Raw genomic sequence first — 1,718 nt, forward strand, 5'->3', positions numbered from 1 at the left:
GAATCCGTCTCACAACTGAGGCGGATTTTTTTTTGGTTATTATTGAGGGTTTTCTTATATTTATATCTGATAATCAGAAAGTTGTTTATGAATTTTAAGCATTACAATCAAAATCAGTTGGTTTTGTTTCCTTATAGTTTTGAGGATTTGATTCCCGAAAATCATCCTGTTCGGATCGTTAATGATATTTTGGAGAAGGTAAACATTGACCCGCTCCTGAAAGCTTACAGCAAAGAAGGAAATCCCAGTTATCATCCCGTGATGATGCTCAAGGTGATGGTTTTTGCGTATATGAACAATATTTATTCATCGCGGAAAATCGAAAAAGCGCTTCGTGAAAACATCAACTTCATGTGGCTCTCCAACATGAGCATCGTGGATCACAATACCGTGAACCGTTTTCGTACCCATAAACTTGAAGCCGCCTTCAAAAATATTTTCTCACAGGTGGTTTTGCTTTTGGCAGAAGAAGGTTTGGTGAGCCTGAAACAGGTGTTTGTAGACGGAACCAAAATTGAAGCACAGGCGGGTCGCTACACTTTTGTCTGGGCAAATGCCATCAAAACCAACAAAGAAAAAATGCTTCGTCAGCTGGAAGAGCTCTGGAAATACGCTCAAAGTGTGGCAAAGGAAGAAGATAAAGACCCTGCACCGCCGGAGTTCAAAGAGATCAGCAAAGAAAAAATCCGGCAAACGGCAGAAAATATCAATGCCAAATTAAAAGGCAGCGGGGGTAAAACCGATTCCGACAAAAAAGCCAAAGCCAAACTGAATTACATTAAAAAAAATTTTGAGAAAAACCTCGATAAATACGAAGCTCAGGAAGCTATTTTAGCAGAGCGGAATTCCTACAGCAAGACCGATGAAGATGCTACTTTCATGAGAATGAAGGACGATCACATGATGAATGGACAGCTCAAACCGGCTTATAATGCACAGATTTCCACAGAGAATCAAATCATCGTCAATTATACCATCCATCAGCAAACCAATGATATCAATACTTTGGAGCGTCATTTGGAAAATTTTGAGAAATTGTTTGGTAAAAAAAGAATGGAAGAGTTGGAAGAACTCACTGCTGATGCGGGGTACGGAAGCGAGCAGAACTACGAATTATTGGAACAGAACAATATTACACCATTTGTAAAATACAGTACTTTCGACAAAGAGCAGAATGCCCGTTATCAGGCGAAACACAAGATTTTCAGCAAAGAAAATCTGCATTACAACGGGGAAGACGATTTTTACGTTTGTCCGATGGGACAAAAGATGGAAAAAACGCACGAAAGCACGCGCAAAACCAAGACCGGTTATCCTCAAAAGCTCTCCCATTATCAGGCTAAAAACTGCGATGGATGCCCAATTAGAGGCGTTTGCCACAGTTCCAAAGAAAACCGAAGCATCGAACGGAACCATCATTTGGAAGATTACAAAGAGAAAATACGAAAACTTTTAAACAGTGAAAAAGGCATTAAAAAAAGAAAACAACGCTCGGTTGAAGTAGAACCTGTGTTTGCACATCTCAAACATTGCAATAATTTTAAGCGGTTTACCCTCAAAGGTCTGAAAAAAGTAGAATTGGAGTTCGGTTTACACGCTTTAGCACACAATCTAAGAAAGAAAGTTGCCTAAAGAGGACAACTTTTTCTATTTTCCAAAATAATATACATTTTACTGAAATAAAAAATCCGCCTCAAATTTTGTTGTGAGACGGATTC

At 39.1% G+C, this 1,718-nt stretch carries 1 protein-coding gene; it reads left to right on the forward strand.

The genetic code is table 11. The annotated features are described in order from the left end of the window. The first annotated feature begins 87 nt into the window (after positions 1-87). Positions 88-1,632: an IS1182 family transposase gene (locus N5E64_RS15555; RefSeq protein WP_280038302.1), complete on the forward strand. Its 1,545-nt coding sequence runs from the start codon at positions 88-90 to the stop codon at positions 1,630-1,632. The last annotated feature ends 86 nt before the right edge of the window (positions 1,633-1,718 follow it).

It is taken from the genome of Empedobacter sp. GD03739, assembly GCF_029843245.1.
Taxonomy (GTDB): Bacteria; Bacteroidota; Bacteroidia; order Flavobacteriales; family Weeksellaceae; genus Empedobacter; species Empedobacter falsenii_B.

Excerpts from the sequence above, each read along its gene's own strand:
- N5E64_RS15555 (WP_280038302.1), top strand. The coding sequence starts at position 88 with ATGAATTTTAAGCATTACAATCAAAATCAGTTGGTTTTGTTTCCTTAT.